Source organism: Devosia albogilva, assembly GCF_042685625.1.
In the GTDB taxonomy this organism is placed as follows: domain Bacteria; phylum Pseudomonadota; class Alphaproteobacteria; order Rhizobiales; family Devosiaceae; genus Devosia; species Devosia albogilva.
In genome coordinates this window covers 1077219-1094654 of record NZ_JBHUNP010000001.1, presented here as the reverse complement: position 1 = coordinate 1094654, position 17436 = coordinate 1077219, and the positions used below count along the sequence as shown (strand labels likewise).

Here is a 17436-nt window from a genome sequence, read left to right as displayed (position 1 = left end):
CGCCGGCCGCGGGCTAGACGCCCGGGCCTCAGAAGGGGTTCCAGGTGGGCTCGGCGGTGAACTTCAGGTAGCCGACATTGAGGCCGAGCCGGGCGCCGACGCCGGAGCGGATCGGCACCATGACCACATTGGCGCGCTTGATCACCGTCATGCCGAACCCGCCCAGCACATAGGCCGAGCCGTCGACGCCGGCAAAGCGCCCGAGCACGTCCTGGATCTGGTTGAGGTTGTAGACCAGGACCATGACCTTGGAGCCGTCGCCGCCGATGTCGAAGCCGATGGAAGGCCCCTGCCAGTAAACCGAATACTGGCCGGCATTGCGGGTGAATAGTGTGCCTTCCCCATAGCGGGCGCCGGCAAACAGGGCGCCGCCGGCGTCTTCGCCCAGAATGTAGCCGTTGGGCAAGCCGAACTGGGACACCGCCCGCTCCACCACCGAGGCAAGGCCCTGCGCCGCCGAGCCGAAGAACTCGCGGCCGCTTTCGACCAGTTCCTCGCCGGAATAGCTGTCGCTGAGCGAGCCTTGGGCCATGGCGGGCGCGGCCAGACCGAACAGGAGGGCGAGAACAAGGGCGAAACGGTTGAGCATTGTGGATCTCCCGGTGATCGCCCGCCGGTTACAAAGCCTAAGGGTCTGTCAGCCAGAATGGCGCGGTGCCGATCATTCGAGACGATGATGACGCAAACGTCTAAACAAATCTTAACCATGATCGCCTTGCTTTTGCCGCTTCTGGGCGCGGTTTCTGCCGCAATCTCACCGGTCCGGGCGCAGTCGGTGGTGACGCTCATCGTCACCGATCCGCTGACCGGCATTGCCCTTGGCGGTGCCGATCCCGTCGCCTACTTCACCGAAAATGCGCTGGTGCCCGGCCGGGCCGAGTACGCCTTCACCTGGCAGAATGTGCCGTGGTATTTCTCCTCGGCCGCCAACCGCGATGTTTTCGCGCGCGCGCCGGAGGTCTACGCTCCCCAGTTCGGGGGTCATGACGGTATGGGAGTCGCCAGGGGTTTCGTGGCCGACAGTGACCCGCGCTTCTTCACCGTGTTCAAGCAGCGGCTCTACCTGTTCTTCTCGGCGGCCAACCGCGAGGCCTTCCTGATGGCGCCTGACGCGGCTGCGGCGCGGGCCGAGAGCCTTTGGCCGGAACTGTCGCGCAACCTGTCGATCAACTGAGACCCGGGCAGGAAATTGCTGTCCAAATCGGCTAAGCGTGTTTCTAACGTCTGATCGAACTGATTCTGGAGATGCTGCCGATGGCCGACATCATCGAGCTCAAGGCTACCGACCTCGCCGCCATGCTGTGCAGCCGCGTCTGCCACGACCTGATCAATCCCATTGGTGCCATCGGCAACGGCCTGGAAGTGCTGACCGACCCGTCGCAGTCCGAAATGGCCGAAGGGGCGCGCGACCTGATCGCGAGCGCCGCCAAACAGAGCCGCGCCAAGCTCGAGTTCGCCCGTCTCGCCTATGGCGCGTCCTCGACTACCGGCACCGACATCGACACCCGTGAATGCGAGCGGGTAGCGCGCCTCCTGTTCGAGATCGAAAAGGCCGATCTCGAGTGGAACGCGCCCCTGATCCTGCTGCCCAAGCACAAGGCCAAGCTGTTCATGAACATGCTGCTGATTGCGGCCGGCTCCGTGCCGCGCGGCGGCGTGGTCACCGCCAGCATCACCGGCGAGGCAGGGCAGGAGAAGTTCGAGTTCACCTCCCGCTCCGATCCGGAAAAGCGCCAGAAGACCCTGGTCCCTTCCGGTGCCGCGGGCCTGCTCTCGGGCATTCCCGAAGAGGGCGCGGTCGACGCCCGGGGCATCCAGCCGTTTTATACCGGCCTGCTCGCCCGCATGACCGACATGGAGATCGAGATCGGGCTCGAAAACGACCAGTTCTTCTTCCGCGCCACGCCGAAGCCGGCTGCCGCCGAGGTCGAGGCTGCCGAGTAGCGCGGAAAACGTCAGCAACCTGCTAACCATTCCGTAGCAGGTTGCTGTCATCTTGGGGGCGAGCGTTAGCCTCTGCGGAGCCCGTCCCCGAGATGAAGTCCTGCCTGATCGTCGACGACTCGAGCGTGGTGCGCAAAGTCGCGCGCCGCATTCTTGAGGACCTCGATTACATCGTGGAGGAGGCCGAGGACGGGCAGGAGGCCTTCGACAAGTGCCGGCAGGAGATGCCGGACGCCATCCTGCTCGATGCCAGCATGCCCATCATGACGGGGCTTGAATTCCTCAAGCTGCTCCGCGCCTTTGTCGGCGGCGAGAAGCCGCATGTTGTCTACTGCACCATCGAGAACGACATTGGCGCCATCGCCATGGCACTCAAGGCCGGGGCCAGCGACTACATGATGAAGCCTTTTGACCGGCAGATCCTGGAGTCGAAGTTCGAACTGGCCCAGGCCGCCTAGACCCGCATCTCCTCGGCCCGTGCCAAGAGATGCGCCCGCTCGCGCTCATTGCGCGTCAGTTCCGCGGCCCTGCGAAATTCCGCAACTGCCTCCTCGCGGCGATCGAGTTTGCTGAGCAGGTCAGCACGCACGCCGTAGAGCAGGTGGTAATTTCTGAGTGCCGGCTCCTCCCGGATAGCGTCGACGATCGCCAGGGCCGCGGCCGGCCCTTCCGCCATCGACACCGCCACGGCCCGGTTCAACTCCACGACGGGCGACGGCATCACCTCGGCCAGTCGCGCATAAAGGCTCGCGATCCGCGGCCAGTCCGTATCCTCTGGGCGGTGCGCGCGGGCATGGCAGGCAGCCAGAGCGGCCTGTAGGGCGTAAGGCTGGTCGGCGCCGCCAAGGGTCTCGGCCCGCTCCAGCGCCGCAAGGCCGCGGCGGATCAGCAACTGGTCCCAACGCGATCGGTCCTGGTCCAGCAACAGCACCGGTTCGCCCCGGCTGTCGGTGCGGGCGGCGGCTCGGGAAGCCTGGATTTCCATCAGCGCCACTAGGGCATGCACTTCGGACTCGTCCGGCATCAGCCCTGCCAGCACGCGCCCCAGACGCATCGCCTCCTGGCAGAGCTGCGGCCGGATCAGATCCTCGCCGGCGGTGGCCGAATAACCCTCGTTGAAGATCAGGTAGATGACCCCCAGCACCGAAGCGAGGCGCTCCTTGCGCTCCGGCCCGCGCGGTACTTCGAACGGCACGCCGGCATCGGCGATGGTCTTCTTGGCGCGCACGATGCGCTGGCCGATCGTGGTGTCATTGGCAAGAAAAGCCCGGGCGATCTCCTCGGTGGTCAGCCCACCCAACAGCCGCAGCGTCAGCGCCACACGCGATTCCGGCGGCAGGACCGGGTGGCAGGAGGTGAAGATCAGCCGCAGCAGATCGTCGCCGACATCATCATCGAGCGCCTCGTGGATTTCCGCCTCCGTATCCGGTGCGTCGTCCTCGATGATGCGCCCGACTTCCTCGAGTTTGCTGGCGGCCATCTTGCGGTGGCGGAAATAGTCGATCGCCTTGCGCTTGGCAGCCTGGGTCAGCCAGGCGCCGGGATTGCGCGGTACGCCGGTCTCCGGCCAGGTCTTGAGGGCGACGACCAGCGCCTCCTGTGCCAACTCTTCGGCAAGGGAGATATCGCGTACCATCCGCGTCAGCCCAGCGATCAGCCGGGCCTGCTCGAGCTTGAACACGGTGGAGATGGCGCGGTGCGTCTCGGCGGCAGTGCTCATGCAGCCAAGATGCACTGCGCCGGGCGCGGGTCGTCAAGACCCTACTGCTCGAACATGCCCTTGGGTGTCTCGCCCTCAAGGAACGGCTCGATGATGAGGTGCAGCAAGTCCACCTGGTTGATGACGGCGGTGTGGGAGGTTGCCGGCAGGACGGCCAGGCGCGAGGCGGGCAGGGGCACGCCCATATCGCCCATCACCCCGCCACCCAGCAGCCGGAACATGGCCACCGAATGCTCCAGCGTCGAGACGTCGGCGTCGCCAGCGATGATGAGTACGGGAATGTCCAGAGCCTTGACCTCGTCCTCCCAGGCCATCGGTTCCTTCTCAAGCTGGATCAGGCGCTCGGCGAAGGCGCGGAAGCCTTCCGGATCGGGTGCCAGCCGCTTCCACTCCTCCTCCATCGGTCCGCCGACGAACATGTCAGGTGACATGGTGGGGATCATGGCCGTGAATTCCGGCTGCCAACCGGAGGCGTCGTAGGCGACCGAGGCGGCGACCAGTTGGTCCACTTTTTCCGGATAGTCGATCGCGAGCCGCAAGCCGGCGGCAGCGCCCATCGAGTAGCCGAACACATCGGCCCTTTCGAGCCCGACTTCGTCCATGAAGGCAGCAACGTCGCTGGCGAGGTTGGGATAGGTGATCGGCCGGTCGATGTCGTTGGTGCGGCCGTGCCCCTGGAACTCGAGGGCGTAGACCTTGTGGGTCTCGGCGAGCTTCGGGATGATCCCGCCCATGGTGTCGATATTCATGTAGGCGCCGTGAAGCACGATCAGCGGATCGCCTTCGCCCGAGACCTCGTAGTACATCCGCATGCCGTTCACCTCGGCATAGTCACCCACGGGTTCGGACTGGGCAAAGGCGGTGGTGGCGCTGGCAAGAACGCCCGCAATGATGACGGTGCGAAGCATTGTCGTCTCTCCTCTGTGCGTGAATGCGCTGTCGGAGAGACGACGGATGGCTGTCGCGAGATTCGACAGCCCCTGCCTTGCGATCAGTTCCGGCCGAATTCCAGCCCCGACAACGCGCAGCCCTCCGCCTCGTCGATCGAGAAGCCGGTCTCGGTGCGGGTGAGGGGACACGTCATTGGGAAGGTGGCGCTGCCGGTGGGGCCGGTCGCATCCGAAAGCACGAGTTGGTCGTCCTCGAGCGTGTAACTGCCGCTCACCTGACGCCCCACCCGATCCTCAAGGGTGAAGCTGCCGTCTTCAGCGAGGGTCAGCGCCAACCCGCGAGCCTGACCGTCACCCGACACACGGAAGGTGCCGGTGCTGGCAGTGGCATCCGCTTCGGCAATGGCTTCGCCGATGCGCTGTTCGAGCGCCTCCAGTTCGGAGCTGCGCTGCGAAAGCGTCTGTGTCAGCGTCTCGACCTGCGGTTGCAGGTCGGCGCGCTGGGATTCGTAGCTTGCAACTTCGCGGGCCAGTTGCTCGCGGCGGCCCTCGAGGTCGCTGACCTGCTGCTGCAGATTGGCGAGATCCGCCCCGGCCGTTTCGGTCTGGCTGGCGAGATCGGCGAGTTGCGTCTGCGCTTCGGTGAGCTGCTGGCGCGCCGCCTGCAGATTGGTCTGGGTGTCGGCCAGTGATGCCGTGTTGGCCGCCGCCTCCTCGGTCAGCTTGGCGACGTTGGCGGTAACGGTCTGCTCCTGCCGCCGCGCGTCCTCGAGCCGGGCGCCGACATCGGTTAGTTGCCGGTTGGCGGTGTCGATCTCGGCCTGCAGGCTCGCCTGCCGATCCGCCAGAGTCGAGACCTGGGTGTTGGTGTCAGCGATCTGAGATTCGAGCGCGGCGAGTTCCTGGCGTCGTGCCTCGAGATCGGCTGTGACGCTGTCGAGTTCACCCGTCCGCGCCGCAAGATCGGCTCGTGCCGCTTCGGCGGCTGCCGTGGCGGCGGTGGACTCCCGTTGCGCCGTGGCCCTTTGGGTGGTCAGTGCCTCGAGGTCTCCGGCCGCTGTCTGCAACTCGGTCAGTTGAGCGGCCACCTGGTCGCGCTCGGCGGTGACCGCCGCAAGCTGCTCCTGCTGATTGTTGAGCTGGCTGCCGGAATTGATCCACATGGCGAGAAACGCCAGCCAGCCGGCAATCGCGATGACCAGAATGACGAGGACCAGCGGTTCGCGCAGGCGTTTGGACAGGTCGGTGGCCATGATTTCCCCCCAAGGCGTTCACCTTCGAGAACGCTAGCCCGGAAAGGGAGTTCCGGGCCAGCCCATGGCGACCGCGCCCAAACGACAAAGCCCCGTGCGCTGGCACGGGGCTTGAAGAGGGAGCGTTAAGTAGCGAGCGTTGCCTCAGATCAGGCGACGTTCTCGTTGTAGACTTCGCTCTCGTCGGGCTCGCGCAGCACATAGCCGCGGCCCCAGACGGTCTCGATGTAGTTCTTGCCGCCGGTGGCGACCGAGAGCTTCTTGCGGAGCTTGCAGATGAAGACGTCGATGATCTTCAGCTCCGGCTCGTCCATGCCGCCATAGAGGTGGTTGAGGAACATTTCCTTGGTGAGCGTGGTGCCCTTGCGGAGCGAAAGCAGCTCCAGCATCTGGTATTCCTTGCCCGTCAGGTGCACGCGCTGGCCGACAACTTCCACCGTCTTGGTGTCGAGGTTGACGGTGAGCTCGCCGGTCTGGATGACCGACTGGGCGTGCCCCTTGGAACGCCGGACGATGGCGTGGATGCGGGCCACGAGCTCGTCCTTGTGGAAGGGTTTGGTCATGTAGTCGTCGGCACCGAAGCCGAGCCCGCGGACCTTGTCCTCGATGCCGGCAAGGCCGGAAAGGATCAGGATCGGCGTCTGCACCTTGGCCACACGCAGGGTCCGCAGCACCTCGTAGCCGCTCATGTCCGGCAGGTTCAGATCCAGCAGGATGATGTCGTAGTCATAAAGCTTGCCGAGATCGACGCCTTCTTCACCGAGGTCGGTGGTGTAGACGTTGAAGCTCTCGGACTTCAGCATCAGTTCGATGCTCTGCGCTGTCGCGCTGTCGTCCTCGATAAGGAGTACCCGCATTATATTCCCCTTGTCATTCGTTCCTGCTGGAACACATGAGGGAGCCGCCTCATGCCGAACCCGTACTGGATATGACTGAACCCTAAGCCCAAATAGTTAACAAAGTTTAATTCGCTTCGGCAAGGTGCAAAAGCCGTTAGGGTGAATTAAGTATAACTTGTTGAAAATGCTATAGAAAAGGGTCGTTCGCATCTTAATAAAATGGTTTAAGAAAGCCCTGCATGCGATTCTGCGGACTCAAGCAATTGTGGCGGTGTGAGGGGGTTGAGCGCAGCGCCGCGGCAATGCCGTCCGGAAGGGCCCAAACCTCGGAATAGCGCTTTTTGCTTAACGCTGGGTTACCGTGTGATTCGCTGCTCACAACGATTCGAGCGGCCACGGAAACCATAATTGGGGCAGGGACCCGACGCGGAATGAAATCGCTGATCTCGGCGATCGAAGCCATCGACGACATCGAGGTGTTCGGCCGCGTCAAGTCGGTGCAGGGGCTGCTGCTCGAAATCGTCGGCCCGGTGCGCGAACTGCGCGTGGGCGGCCGCGTCCGCATCGACACGGTGGACTGTCAGCAGCTTGCCGCCGAGATCATCGGCTTCCGCGATGGGCATGCTCTCTGTCTGCCGTTTGGGCAGGTTGCGGGAGTGCGGCTCGGGTGCCGTGCGGTGTTCCTGCGCCACGACGGCAGCGTGTTTCCATCCAGTGCCTGGCTCGGTCGGGTGATCAATGCCGAGGGTGAACCTATCGACGGCAAAGGGCCCCTCCCGCGCGGGGCCGGCGCCTATCCGCTCAAGCAGGATCCCCTCGCCGCCCATGACCGCGTCCGCGTCGGCGAGCCGCTGGATCTCGGCGTGCGTGTACTAAACACCTTCACCACCATGTGCGAGGGGCAGCGCATGGGCATCTTCGCCGGATCGGGCGTCGGCAAGTCGGTGCTGATGTCGATGTTGGCCCGCAATACCGATGTCGATGTTGCGGTGATCGGCCTGATCGGCGAGCGCGGGCGCGAGGTGCACGAGTTCATTCAGGAATATCTGGGCGACAAGGGCCTCGAGCGAGCCGTGGTGGTCGTGGCCACCTCGGACGAAGCGGCCCTGATGCGCCGCCAGGCCGCCTATCTCACGCTCGCGCTCAGCGAGTATTTCCGCGACCAGGGCCGGCGCGTGCTGTGCATGATGGATTCGCTGACCCGCTTTGCCATGGCGCAGCGCGAGATCGGTCTCGCCATCGGCGAACCGCCCACCGCCAAGGGCTACCCGCCGACCGTCTTCACCGAATTGCCGCGACTGCTGGAGCGGGCGGGGCCCGGCACGCCTTCGACTGGTTCCGTTACCGGTCTTTTTACCGTTTTGGTCGAAGGTGATGATCACAATGAGCCCATTGCGGATGCCGTACGCGGCATTCTCGACGGGCACATCGTGATGGAGCGCGGCATTGCCGAGCGGGGTCGCTACCCGGCGGTAAACGTGTTGAGGTCCATCTCGCGAACCATGCCCGGATGCGTGCCGCCTGACATGCGGCCGGTGCTGGCGGGGGCGCGGGAACTCATGTCCCTTTATTCGGACATGGAGGAACTGATCCGGCTGGGGGCTTACCGGAAAGGGTCAGATCCGCAAGTGGACCGCGCCATTGCCTTCCATCCGGCCCTGGAGGCGTTCTTGAACCAGGACCGGGAGGAGACCTCCACTATTGCCGAAGGCTATCAGATGCTGTCGGCGATCGTGGGCGAGGCGGGTGCGGGGAACTAGGGGCGCGATGGGATCGGCGCCCCGGACTGACTTGGTGTGTAAGGAGTACAGGTCTTGAAATCGCGCAGCGAAAGCCTCATCCGGCTCAAGAAGTTCCAGGTGGACGAGAAGCGCCGACAGGTCGCGCAGATCGAGATGATGATCAACGATTTCGAGCGCATGGCGAGCGAACTCGACCAGCAGATCGAAATCGAGCACCAGAAGACCGGCATCTCCGATGTCGCCCACTTCGCCTATTCGACCTTTGCCAAGGCAGCGTCGACCCGGCGCGACAATCTGCTGGCTTCAGCCAACGACATGAAGAGCAAGCTCGAGGCGGCGCAGGACGCGCTTGCCGAGGCGCTCGAAGACCTCAAGAAGGTCGAGCTTCTCGATCAGCGCGAGCACCAGCGTGAGACCGCCGAGCAGCTCAAGGTCGAGCAGGACCAGTACGACGAGATCGCTCGCCTGCGCTTCTCCCGCAAGTGATCATCCCTCTCAGGGCGTCACCACCAGCCGCTGCGTGTTGCGCTCGGCTTCGTAGGTCGTCGGATCGAAAGCCGGCTGCGCCTCGAGCTGTTCGCGCGTCGTGCTGATGAACAGGTAGCGCTGCCCCGCGATGTCCTCCGAGATGGTGAGATTGTCCGAGCCCACGGCCACCGGCTTGGCGCCAAGGCCGAGGAAACCGCCAACATCCACGATGACCGCGTCGACCGAGCCGTCGGGATTGAGCACAACGTCGCCGATCGAGCCGATGAGTTCGTCGTTGATGCCGTAGACGCCGATCCCCCGCAACTGCTCGGGCTGGAACTCGGTCGCGTTGATGGCCGTCAGCCCTTCGCGATCACCCGGCGTAGCGCGGGCTTCCGGCTGGTCTGTGGTCAGTTCAGGATCGACCGATGCCGCGTTGGGATCCCCCTCTTCCAGCTGGGCCTCTTCCTCTTCCGGCGAGAGCGCCGGCTCGCCGGTCACAGCCTCACTGTCGCCCCAGATGAAGGCGGGGGCGTCGACAAGGGCGTCTGGCGTGGTGGCAAGAACCCAGCGGCGGCTGCCGTCCTCTCGCTCCGCCCAGGTCAACTGGTCGAAGGCAACGGCCACGTCCTTGGCTCCCACGCCCAGCACGCCACCCACGCTGATGACCACGGCGGACAAACCGACCCCCGAGGTCACCACCATGTCGTTGATGGTGCCGACCTCCTCGCCCTCGTCACCCACGGCGGTCCACACGGTCTGGCCGAGCAACTGCGTCACCAGCACGTCGGCGCCCTGCGGCGAGTAGCCCTGCGACAACACTGTCGGCGGCGTCAGCCCGCTCGCTTCCAATTGGCTCGAGCTCGACGGAGTGGCTTGGGCAAACACGGCAGTGGGAACCAGCGCCAGCACGGCGGCGGTGGCAGCAAGGCGCAGCATGGCGATCTCCTCTACGAGAAAGGGGCCGGCCCGCAGGTCGACCCCTAGTTGATTAAGCACTCAGTTCCGCTTGGTGCGCTGCACCGGCTCGACTACTGGTCGAGCGTGCGGAAGCTTTCCGGATCGTTGGTGTAGGCGGCTTCGTCATATTCCGGAGCGGCTTCCAGCTGCTCCTGGGTGAAGTCGCTGTAGATCAGCAGGTCGCCGTTCTCGTTGGCGGCGAACTCCAGATTGTCCATGCCGACAGCCACGCGCTTCTGGCCAATGCCGAGGAAGCCGCCGAAGTCGATCAGCATCGCATCGACCTGACCGTCCTGGCTGAGCAGGATGTCGCCGACCTGGGCGATGTCCTCGCCGTCCGGGCCAACCACGGTCGCGCCGGTGAGGTTCTCGGCGGTCAGGGCGTCGACCTCGACCGTGTTGTAGCCTTCACGCGGCATGCCCATGGCAGCGCCATCGGTACCGGCGGCCGGTGCCATGGCGTTGTCAGCCGGGGCCATCGCCGGGTCGGCCGGAGCCATCGCACCGCCCGCAGCCGGGTCGGCCGGGGCCATGGCCGGGTCAGCCGGAGCCATCGCACCGCCTGCAGCCGGATCGGCCGGAGCCATGGCGCCGCCATCGGTGGCGTTGCCCTCGGCATTCATGTCGGCGGGCTCATCTTCTTCCCAGACGAACTCGGGAGCTGCATTCAGAGCATCAGCAGTGGTCGGCAGCACCCAGCGTTCGGTGTTGTCGGCGGCCAGCGTGAACTCGAGCGAGTTGAAGTCGACGGCCACAGCCTTGGCGCCAATGCCGAGGAAGCCGCCAACGCCGATCACGACCGCTTCGATCTGGCCGTCCTGGCTGAACACGATGTCGTCGATGTTGCCGATGTTCTCGGCATCGTCACCAGCCGACGAATAGACCGGCTGGCCGATCAACTGCGAGCCGAGGTTGTCGGTATCAGCGGCAACATAGCCGGCCGACATGTCCCAAGGCTCGTTGATGTCGGTGTTCTCGGCACCACCGGCTTCCACATCCGAACCCTGGGTCGGATCGGTGGTGGTGGCGGCACCAGCCGCGCCAGCCGTGCCAGTGGCTGAGCCGCCAGCGTCGGTGGAACCAGCATCAGCGCCAGCATCGGTGGAACCAGCGGCAGCGTCGGCGTCAGTCGCCGTCGTGTCAGTGGTGGTGGTTGTGGTGTCGGTGCCGGTGGCAGGAGCGGCGGCGCCGCCTTCGGCAGGGGTCTCGGTGGTGGTGGCGGGCGCCTGGCTGTTGGCCGGCGCATCCTGCGCCACAACGCCTGCGGTCAACAGAATTGACAGGGCGGTGCTAGTCAGCAGTGTGCGGATCATTATAGGCTCCAGGTTCATCGTTAAGGTGAACAAGGCCGTGTGGCGCGAGGACTTTGCCGGTACGCACGCTGCACGGCCTGATGTCTCGTCAACGTGATAGCCCGGCAGTCGTTCCGACCCCCTTGCCGCGATTTGGGCAAGAAGGCGGTCAGAAACCGTTCATGTTCGTTCATTCACGTGGCAGGAGTGCCGCTCAGTCCGAGAGTTTTGCGGTCTCGCGGTCGTAGTTCCGCATGGCGCGGTGCGGCATGCCGCCGTCCTGGAACTCCGGCCCGAAAGCGACGAAGCCGAATTTTTCGTACATGCCGATCTTGTCGGACTGCGCCGTCAGGAAGAACCGATCCTGTCCGCAGGCCCGCCCATGCGCCATGGCCGCTTCCATCATCCGGCCGGCGATGCCCTTGCCGCGCCAGTTCCGGGCCACCGCTACCCGGCCGATCTTGATGTGCTCGGGCTTGTCGATCAGCCGCAGCGTGCCGACCACCTCCCCCTCAAGGATCGCCGCGAAATGGGTGGCCGTCAGGTCGTCGGCATCATGCTCCTCTTCTTCCGGCACCTTCTGTTCCACCACGAAAACCTCACGCCGCAGCGCAAAGGCGGCGTTGCAGATGGTGGAAAAGACGGGGACCCGGAGGATGACAAGATCAAGCATGGCCCGCTTCTAGCGCGGCTGAGCACGCCGCTCAACGCGCCATGGTTTGGTGAAGATGATGCGGTGCCACTTGCGGCGACGAGCCCGGCGGTGGATGCTGCCGCGCCTGCGGGAGCCTGAACGATGAGCATCGAATTCCTGATCACGACCCTTGTCGTGGTGGTCTCGCCCGGAACGGGTGCCCTCTACACCATTGCTGCGGGTCTTTCCCGCGGCAGGCGCGCCAGCCTGTGGGCGGCCTTCGGCTGCACGGTCGGCATCGTGCCGCACATGCTTGCTGCCATCACGGGTCTGGCGGCTGTGCTGCATGCCAGCGCGCTGGCCTTCGAGATCATCAAGTATCTGGGTGTTGCCTACCTGCTCTACATGGCCTGGGCAACGCTGCGCGAGACCGGCTCGCTGAGCCTCAACGCACGGGATGCGCCAGCCAAATCCGCCGGCGCGGTCATCCTTGAATCCATCCTGATCAACATCCTCAACCCGAAGCTGTCGATCTTCTTCTTCGCCTTCCTGCCGCAGTTCGTACCGGTGGATAGTCCGAATGCCGTCGGCCAGATGCTGCAGCTCAGCGGCGTGTTCATGCTGCTGACCTTCCTGGTCTTCGCCGCCTATGGCCTGTTCGCCGCAGCGGTGCGCGGGCACGTCATCTCGCGGCCTTCCATCATGACCTGGATGCGCCGCACCTTCGCTGGTGCCTTCGTGCTGCTCGGCGCCAGGCTCGCACTGACGGAGCGCTGAGCTTGGCGCGGATCAACCAGACCTTTCGCGAAGAGGCGCAGCGGGCCGTCCTGTGCTGGCTCGCGACGGTGAGCGCCGATGGGCAGCCGAACGTTACGCCCAAGGAACTGTTCGCCATCCATGACGACGAGACGCTGGTCATCGCCGACGTCCTGTCCACCAACAGCGTCCGCAACATCCAGGCGAATCCGCTTGTTTGCGTCAGCTTCGTCGACGTGTTCGCGCAACGCGGCTTCAAGGTGGAGGGTGATGCCAGGGTGCTCGCGCCCGAGGCGCCCGATTTCCGGATCTTCGCAGTGCCGCTGCTGGCGATGGCGGGTGAGACCTTTCCAGTCCGTCATGCCATCGTGGTGCACGTCGCCCGCATCTCGCGCATCTGGGCGCCGAGCTACACGCTGGTGCCGGAGCGGACCGATAAGGAACGGCACGCAGAAGCCTATCAGCGATACGGCGTCCGCCCCGGGACTTAGCTTCCCGTTGCGCGCAATGCACTGCTGCACGTTGGGCGCCGAACGGAACCTGTCCTGCTTCGTTGCGGAGGTGCCGGTAGGACCGGCGCCAAACTCACGACCTATGGAGTGCCGACATGGACTTGGTGGAGCATCAGATCCGCGAACGCGCGCGCTGGTTCTGGACGGAGGCAGGCAAGCCCGACGGGCGGGACCTCGAGTTCTGGCTCGAGGCCGAGCGGAGCTTCATGGATGGTTCCGCCGTCAGTCGCGCCGAGGAAATGCATAAGCGAGAACCGGAAGCGCCGCTGACGGACCTCGCTTTTCGCGAGCGCTGAAGGCTAGCCTTCGTCGCGTATGGTGTAGTGCCGCGGCATTCCGGCCGTGACCGTCGCCCAGGGCGAAGACGCGGCACGATGCTGGTGCGCCTCGAACGCAGCGCGGTCCGCAAACACTTCCGACACCACGAAGTGGGTGGGCTGCTCGGGATCCTGCAGCACCTCGAACCGCAAGCACCCGGGCTCGGTGCGAGTGAGATGGATGTGCTCGGGCAGAGCAGCGGCGACGGTGTCGACCTGCTCAGGAGGTACTTCGAGGTAGCCGTCGAGGAACACCTTGGCCACGCTAGATGCTGCCCACGGTCTTGAGGCGGATGCGCGGGTGCACCTCGGCCTGGCTCATCACCACCGTCTGTGGACGGAAGCGCTCGATGATCGAGCGAACATGCGGGCGGATACCGGGCGAGGTGATCAGCACCGGCAACTCGCCCTGCTGGGCAGCGCGTTCGAACCCGGTCTGCACGGCCCCGATGAACTGCTGCAAGCGGCTCGGCGCCATGGCGAGATGACGGTTGTCGCCGTCGCCGACCATGGCCTCGGCGAAGTCGCGCTCCCATTGCGGCGAAAGGGTCAGCAGCGGCAGCGTACCGTCAGGCCCGAGGTTCGCGGCGCAGAGCTGGCGGGCGAGACGCGTGCGGACGTGCTCGGCTATGGACTGCACCGTGCGCCCCGGGCCGGCGATTTCGGCGATGCCTTCAAGGATGGTCGAGAGGTCGCGGATCGAGATTCGCTCGGTGAGCAGGGCCTGGAGCACGCGCTGCACACCAGACACCGAGATCAGGCTGGGGACGATATCCTCAACCAGCTTCTGCTGATCCTTCGGCAACCCGGAGAGCAGCGACTGCACATTGGCGTAGCTCAACAGGTCCGCGACATTGGCCTTGAGTACCTCGGTGAGATGGGTCGAGATCACCGTCGATGGATCGATGATCGAGAGGCCCCGCAGTTCCGCCTCGTCGCGCAGCGCCGGCTCGATCCAGGTTGCCGGCAGGCCGAAGGTCGGCTCCGTGGTGTGGGTGCCCGGCAGGTCGATCGGGTTGCCGTAGGGGTCCATCACCATCAGCTGGTTGGCGTAGATCTCGCCGGCACCGGCTTCCACTTCCTTGATGCGAACCTTGTAGGCGTTGGGCTCGAGCTGCATGTTGTCGAGGATGCGCACGGGGGGCATCACGAACCCAAGTTCCAGCGCCAGTTGCCGGCGCAGCGCCTTGATCTGCTCGGTGAGCCGGTCGGTGCCGGTCTCGTCCTCGCGCACGAGGCTCAGGAGCCCATAGCCAAGCTCGAGCTTGAGTTCATCGATCTTCAGAGAGTCGGTGATTGGGGGCTCCGAGGGCTGCGCAGGTGCGCCCGGGTTGGGGGCACCCGGTGCTCCCGCCATCTTCTTCGCCGCCTCTTCGACTTCCCGCTCGGCCTTACCCTTGGCGGCCCGCCAGGCGGCATAGCCGATGCCACCAGAGAGAGCGAGGAAGGGGACAATGGGCATGCCCGGCAAGAGCGCCAGCGCCGCCATCACGGCCGAAGACATGCCGAGCGCGCGCGGATAGCCCGAAAACTGCGAAGACAGCGCCTTGTCCGCTGATCCGGTCACGCCGGACTTCGACACCAGGATACCGGCGGCGGTTGACACGATCAGGGCCGGAATCTGCGAAACCAGCCCGTCACCGATGGTGAGCAGCGTGTAGACGTTGCCCGCCTCCTGAAAGCTCAGGCCCTCCTGCATCATGCCGATCAGCATGCCGGCCGAGACGTTGATGAAGGTGATGATCAGCCCGGCGATGGCATCGCCGCGCACGAATTTCGACGCGCCATCCATATTGCCGAAAAAGGCGCTCTCGCCTTCGAGTTCAGCCCGGCGCCGCTTGGCTGTGTCTTCGTCGATCAGGCCGGCCGAGAGATCTGCGTCAATCGCCATCTGCTTGCCGGGCATGGCATCGAGGCTGAAGCGCGCCGCGACTTCGGCGATGCGGCCCGAACCCTTGGTGATGACGATAAAATTTACGATCACCAGGATGATGAAGATCACCGCGCCGATGATGAAATTGCCACGAGTGATGAAGTTGCCAAAGGCCTCGATGACGTGCCCGGCGGCGCTGGAGCCATTGTGGCCCTCGCTCAGGATCAGGCGGGTGGTGGCGAGATTGAGGCCCAGCCGCAGCATGGTGGCGATCAGCAGAACCGTGGGAAAGCTCGAGAACTCCAACGGCTTCTGGATGAACAGCGCGGTCATCAGGATCATGACCGAGAACACGATGGAGATCGCCAGCAGCATGTCCACCAGGATCGGCGGCAGCGGCAGGATGAGGATGACGATCAGCCCCATTACCCCGACGGCGAGCGCGATGTCGCCCGAGCGCAGCATGTCGAGCACGCCGCTGACGGAGGGAAGCTTGAAGCTCCGTGCGGGGTTGGTGGGCAGGTCGGTCATCTAGAGCTTACGCCACATTGCGGCGTTCGCCGGGTTCAGGAATATGCACCCCCTCATCGGCATATTGGTTGAGCTTGTTGCGCAGCGTACGGATCGAGATGCCGAGGATGTTGGCGGCATGCGTGCGGTTGCCCAGGGTATGGTCGAGGGTGTCGAGGATCAGGTCGCGCTCGACATCGGCCACGGTGCGACCGACCAGCGCCCGCGACATGGCTTCGGCGGTTTGGGCCAGTTGCGCGGCAGGGCTCGACTGCCGCGCGGCCTCGGCCAGTCCCATCCCATCCGGAAGGACGATGGCTTCAGGCCCGATCACGTCGCCGCTGGCGAGCAGTACGGCGCGGTGCAGGGTGTTTTCCAGTTCGCGGACATTGCCTGGCCAGGGCGCCTTGAGCAACGCGTCACGCGCCTCGGCTGAGAGCGAGCGCGGCGGCAGGCCGTTGGCCTTGGCGTATTTGGCGACGAAGTGCTCGCTCAGCACCGCGATGTCGCCGGGCCGGTCCCTGAGGGCCGGCAGCTTGAGGTTCACGACATTGAGCCGGAACAGGAGGTCTTCGCGGAAACTGCCTTCGCGCACTGCCTCGGCGAGGTTGCGGTTGGAGGTCGCAAGAATCCGGATGTCGACCGGCACGGGCTTGGTGCCGCCGACGCGATCGATCACGCGCTCCTGGATGGCGCGCAGCAGCTTGGCCTGCAGGCGCACATCCATTTCGCTGATCTCATCGAGCAGCAGCGTGCCGCCAGAGGCCTCCTCGAACTTGCCGATGCGGCGGGCGACGGCGCCGGTGAAGGCGCCCTTCTCGTGGCCGAACAGTTCGGATTCGAGCAGCGCCTCGGGGATCGCGGCGCAGTTCACCGAAATGAACGGCTTGTTGGCGCGCCGCGACTTCTGGTGAACGTGGCGGGCGATCACTTCCTTGCCGGTGCCGCTCTCACCGGTGATCAGGATCGACGCTTCGGATGCGGCAACCTGTTCGGCGAGCTTGACCACCCGCTCCATGGCCGGATCGCGGAACAGGAAGTCCGACGACTCCCGCGCCACCGCCGCAATGACTGCAGCGATCAGCTCGGCATCGGGGGGCAGGGGGATATATTCCTTGGCGCCGGCCCGAATTGCGTTCACCGCGGCCGCAGCGTTGGTCTGCACCCCGCAGGCGACCACCGGCACGGCGATGCGCTCGGCCTCGAGCCCTGCGATCAGGGTGCCGATGTCGACCATCACATCGACTAGCAGCAGATCGGCGCCGCGACCGGCGCGCAGGCTTGCCAGGGCGATCTCGACCGTGGGGGCATGCGCCACCTTGGCGCCGCCATCCATGGCCATCTTGGTCGCCTGGCTGAGCTGGCCCTCGAGGGCACCGATGATGAGGAGGCGCATGGGTCTGGCTCCTTATTGCGGCTTGATGATTTCGGTCATGGTGACGCCGAGCTTGTCCTCGACGAGGACGATTTCGCCGCGGGCCACCAACCGGTCGTTGACGAAGATCTCCACCGCCTCGCCGACCTGACGATCGAGCTCGATCACCGTGCCGGTGTCCATCTTCAGCAGTTCGCTCACCGGCATGCGGGTGCGGCCGAGGATCACCGAGATCCGGACGGGAACGTCGAACACCGCCTCGAGGTCGGCGGCGGTGCGTTCGCCATGGCCTTCCGGCCGGGCGCGCTGCGGCGCCTCCATCTCCTCGAAGCCGACGGGCTCCTGCCCGGT

General features: G+C 65.0%; 20 protein-coding genes. 8 read left to right on the top strand and 12 right to left on the bottom strand.

Annotated elements, in window-relative coordinates:
* Window positions 1-28: 28 nt before the first annotated feature.
* Window positions 29-589 (bottom strand): DUF1134 domain-containing protein, encoded by a 561-nt coding sequence (locus ACFSX5_RS05510; protein WP_386832285.1) that lies wholly within the window; start codon window positions 587-589, stop codon window positions 29-31.
* Between the two features lie 117 nt (window positions 590-706).
* Here ACFSX5_RS05510 and ACFSX5_RS05505 point away from each other — a divergent pair, with 117 nt between their 5' ends.
* The 3 genes from ACFSX5_RS05505 (at window position 707) to ACFSX5_RS05495 (ending at window position 2402) form a co-directional block, all read left to right on the top strand.
* Window positions 707-1174: a YHS domain-containing (seleno)protein gene (locus ACFSX5_RS05505; protein ID WP_386832284.1), complete on the top strand. Its 468-nt coding sequence runs from the start codon at window positions 707-709 to the stop codon at window positions 1172-1174.
* A gap of 80 nt (window positions 1175-1254) precedes the next feature.
* Window positions 1255-1944, top strand: coding sequence for a histidine phosphotransferase ChpT (gene chpT / locus ACFSX5_RS05500; protein ID WP_386832283.1), 690 nt, complete (start codon window positions 1255-1257; stop codon window positions 1942-1944).
* A gap of 92 nt (window positions 1945-2036) precedes the next feature.
* Complete coding sequence (locus ACFSX5_RS05495) at window positions 2037-2402, top strand: response regulator (protein WP_386832282.1); 366 nt, start codon at window positions 2037-2039, stop codon at window positions 2400-2402.
* On the opposite strand, the gene ACFSX5_RS05490 is transcribed toward ACFSX5_RS05495, so the two are convergent.
* From ACFSX5_RS05490 to ctrA, 4 genes are all read right to left on the bottom strand, one after another.
* A complete protein-coding gene (locus ACFSX5_RS05490) occupies window positions 2399-3664 on the bottom strand; it encodes an RNA polymerase sigma factor (RefSeq protein WP_386832281.1) in 1266 nt (421 codons plus the stop codon). The two genes, ACFSX5_RS05495 and ACFSX5_RS05490, sit on opposite strands and share 4 nt — an antisense overlap.
* A gap of 41 nt (window positions 3665-3705) precedes the next feature.
* Window positions 3706-4572 carry an alpha/beta fold hydrolase gene (locus tag ACFSX5_RS05485; RefSeq protein ID WP_386832280.1) on the bottom strand — a complete coding sequence of 289 codons (867 nt, stop codon included), beginning with the start codon at window positions 4570-4572 and terminating at the stop codon, window positions 3706-3708.
* Window positions 4573-4655: 83 nt separating this feature from the next.
* Entirely contained in the window at window positions 4656-5807 is a 1152-nt protein-coding gene (locus tag ACFSX5_RS05480; protein WP_386832279.1) for a hypothetical protein, read from the bottom strand.
* 149 nt (window positions 5808-5956) lie between these two features.
* On the bottom strand, window positions 5957-6664 hold the full coding sequence (gene ctrA, locus ACFSX5_RS05475; RefSeq protein WP_386832278.1) for a response regulator transcription factor CtrA: 708 nt from the start codon (window positions 6662-6664) through the stop codon (window positions 5957-5959).
* Window positions 6665-7077: 413 nt separating this feature from the next.
* Here ctrA and fliI point away from each other — a divergent pair, with 413 nt between their 5' ends.
* Entirely contained in the window at window positions 7078-8406 is a 1329-nt protein-coding gene (gene fliI, locus ACFSX5_RS05470) for a flagellar protein export ATPase FliI (protein WP_386832277.1), read from the top strand.
* A 54-nt stretch (window positions 8407-8460) separates the two neighbouring features.
* Window positions 8461-8874 (top strand): flagellar export protein FliJ, encoded by a 414-nt coding sequence (gene fliJ, locus ACFSX5_RS05465; RefSeq protein WP_386832276.1) that lies wholly within the window; start codon window positions 8461-8463, stop codon window positions 8872-8874.
* Window positions 8875-8883: 9 nt separating this feature from the next.
* Here the strand turns inward: fliJ and ACFSX5_RS05460 are convergent, their stop codons facing one another.
* From ACFSX5_RS05460 to ACFSX5_RS05450, 3 genes are all read right to left on the bottom strand, one after another.
* On the bottom strand, window positions 8884-9795 hold the full coding sequence (locus ACFSX5_RS05460) for a PRC-barrel domain-containing protein (RefSeq protein WP_386832275.1): 912 nt from the start codon (window positions 9793-9795) through the stop codon (window positions 8884-8886).
* Between the two features lie 92 nt (window positions 9796-9887).
* The gene (locus ACFSX5_RS05455; RefSeq protein WP_386832274.1) at window positions 9888-11129 is read right to left on the bottom strand and encodes a PRC-barrel domain-containing protein; all 1242 of its coding nucleotides are present in this window, start codon (window positions 11127-11129) and stop codon (window positions 9888-9890) included.
* A gap of 193 nt (window positions 11130-11322) precedes the next feature.
* Window positions 11323-11781: a GNAT family N-acetyltransferase gene (locus ACFSX5_RS05450; RefSeq protein WP_386832273.1), complete on the bottom strand. Its 459-nt coding sequence runs from the start codon at window positions 11779-11781 to the stop codon at window positions 11323-11325.
* A gap of 123 nt (window positions 11782-11904) precedes the next feature.
* On the opposite strand from ACFSX5_RS05450, the gene ACFSX5_RS05445 reads away from it, so the two are divergent.
* From ACFSX5_RS05445 to ACFSX5_RS05435, 3 genes are all read left to right on the top strand, one after another.
* Window positions 11905-12519 carry a LysE family translocator gene (locus ACFSX5_RS05445; RefSeq protein WP_386832272.1) on the top strand — a complete coding sequence of 205 codons (615 nt, stop codon included), beginning with the start codon at window positions 11905-11907 and terminating at the stop codon, window positions 12517-12519.
* A gap of 2 nt (window positions 12520-12521) precedes the next feature.
* Window positions 12522-12989, top strand: coding sequence for a pyridoxamine 5'-phosphate oxidase family protein (locus tag ACFSX5_RS05440; RefSeq protein ID WP_386832271.1), 468 nt, complete (start codon window positions 12522-12524; stop codon window positions 12987-12989).
* 116 nt (window positions 12990-13105) lie between these two features.
* A complete protein-coding gene (locus ACFSX5_RS05435) occupies window positions 13106-13306 on the top strand; it encodes a DUF2934 domain-containing protein (protein ID WP_386832270.1) in 201 nt (66 codons plus the stop codon).
* A 3-nt stretch (window positions 13307-13309) separates the two neighbouring features.
* Here the strand turns inward: ACFSX5_RS05435 and ACFSX5_RS05430 are convergent, their stop codons facing one another.
* From ACFSX5_RS05430 to fliN, 4 genes are read right to left on the bottom strand one after another with little or no spacing between them, the layout of a single operon-like run.
* Window positions 13310-13591 carry a putative quinol monooxygenase gene (locus ACFSX5_RS05430; protein ID WP_386832269.1) on the bottom strand — a complete coding sequence of 94 codons (282 nt, stop codon included), beginning with the start codon at window positions 13589-13591 and terminating at the stop codon, window positions 13310-13312.
* Window position 13592: 1 nt separating this feature from the next.
* Window positions 13593-15731: a flagellar biosynthesis protein FlhA gene (gene flhA / locus ACFSX5_RS05425; protein WP_386832268.1), complete on the bottom strand. Its 2139-nt coding sequence runs from the start codon at window positions 15729-15731 to the stop codon at window positions 13593-13595.
* A gap of 7 nt (window positions 15732-15738) precedes the next feature.
* The gene (gene flbD / locus ACFSX5_RS05420) at window positions 15739-17106 is read right to left on the bottom strand and encodes a sigma-54-dependent transcriptional regulator FlbD (protein ID WP_386832267.1); all 1368 of its coding nucleotides are present in this window, start codon (window positions 17104-17106) and stop codon (window positions 15739-15741) included.
* 12 nt (window positions 17107-17118) lie between these two features.
* On the bottom strand, window positions 17119-17406 hold the full coding sequence (fliN, locus tag ACFSX5_RS05415) for a flagellar motor switch protein FliN (RefSeq protein WP_386835583.1): 288 nt from the start codon (window positions 17404-17406) through the stop codon (window positions 17119-17121).
* Between the last annotated feature and the right edge of the window lie 30 nt (window positions 17407-17436).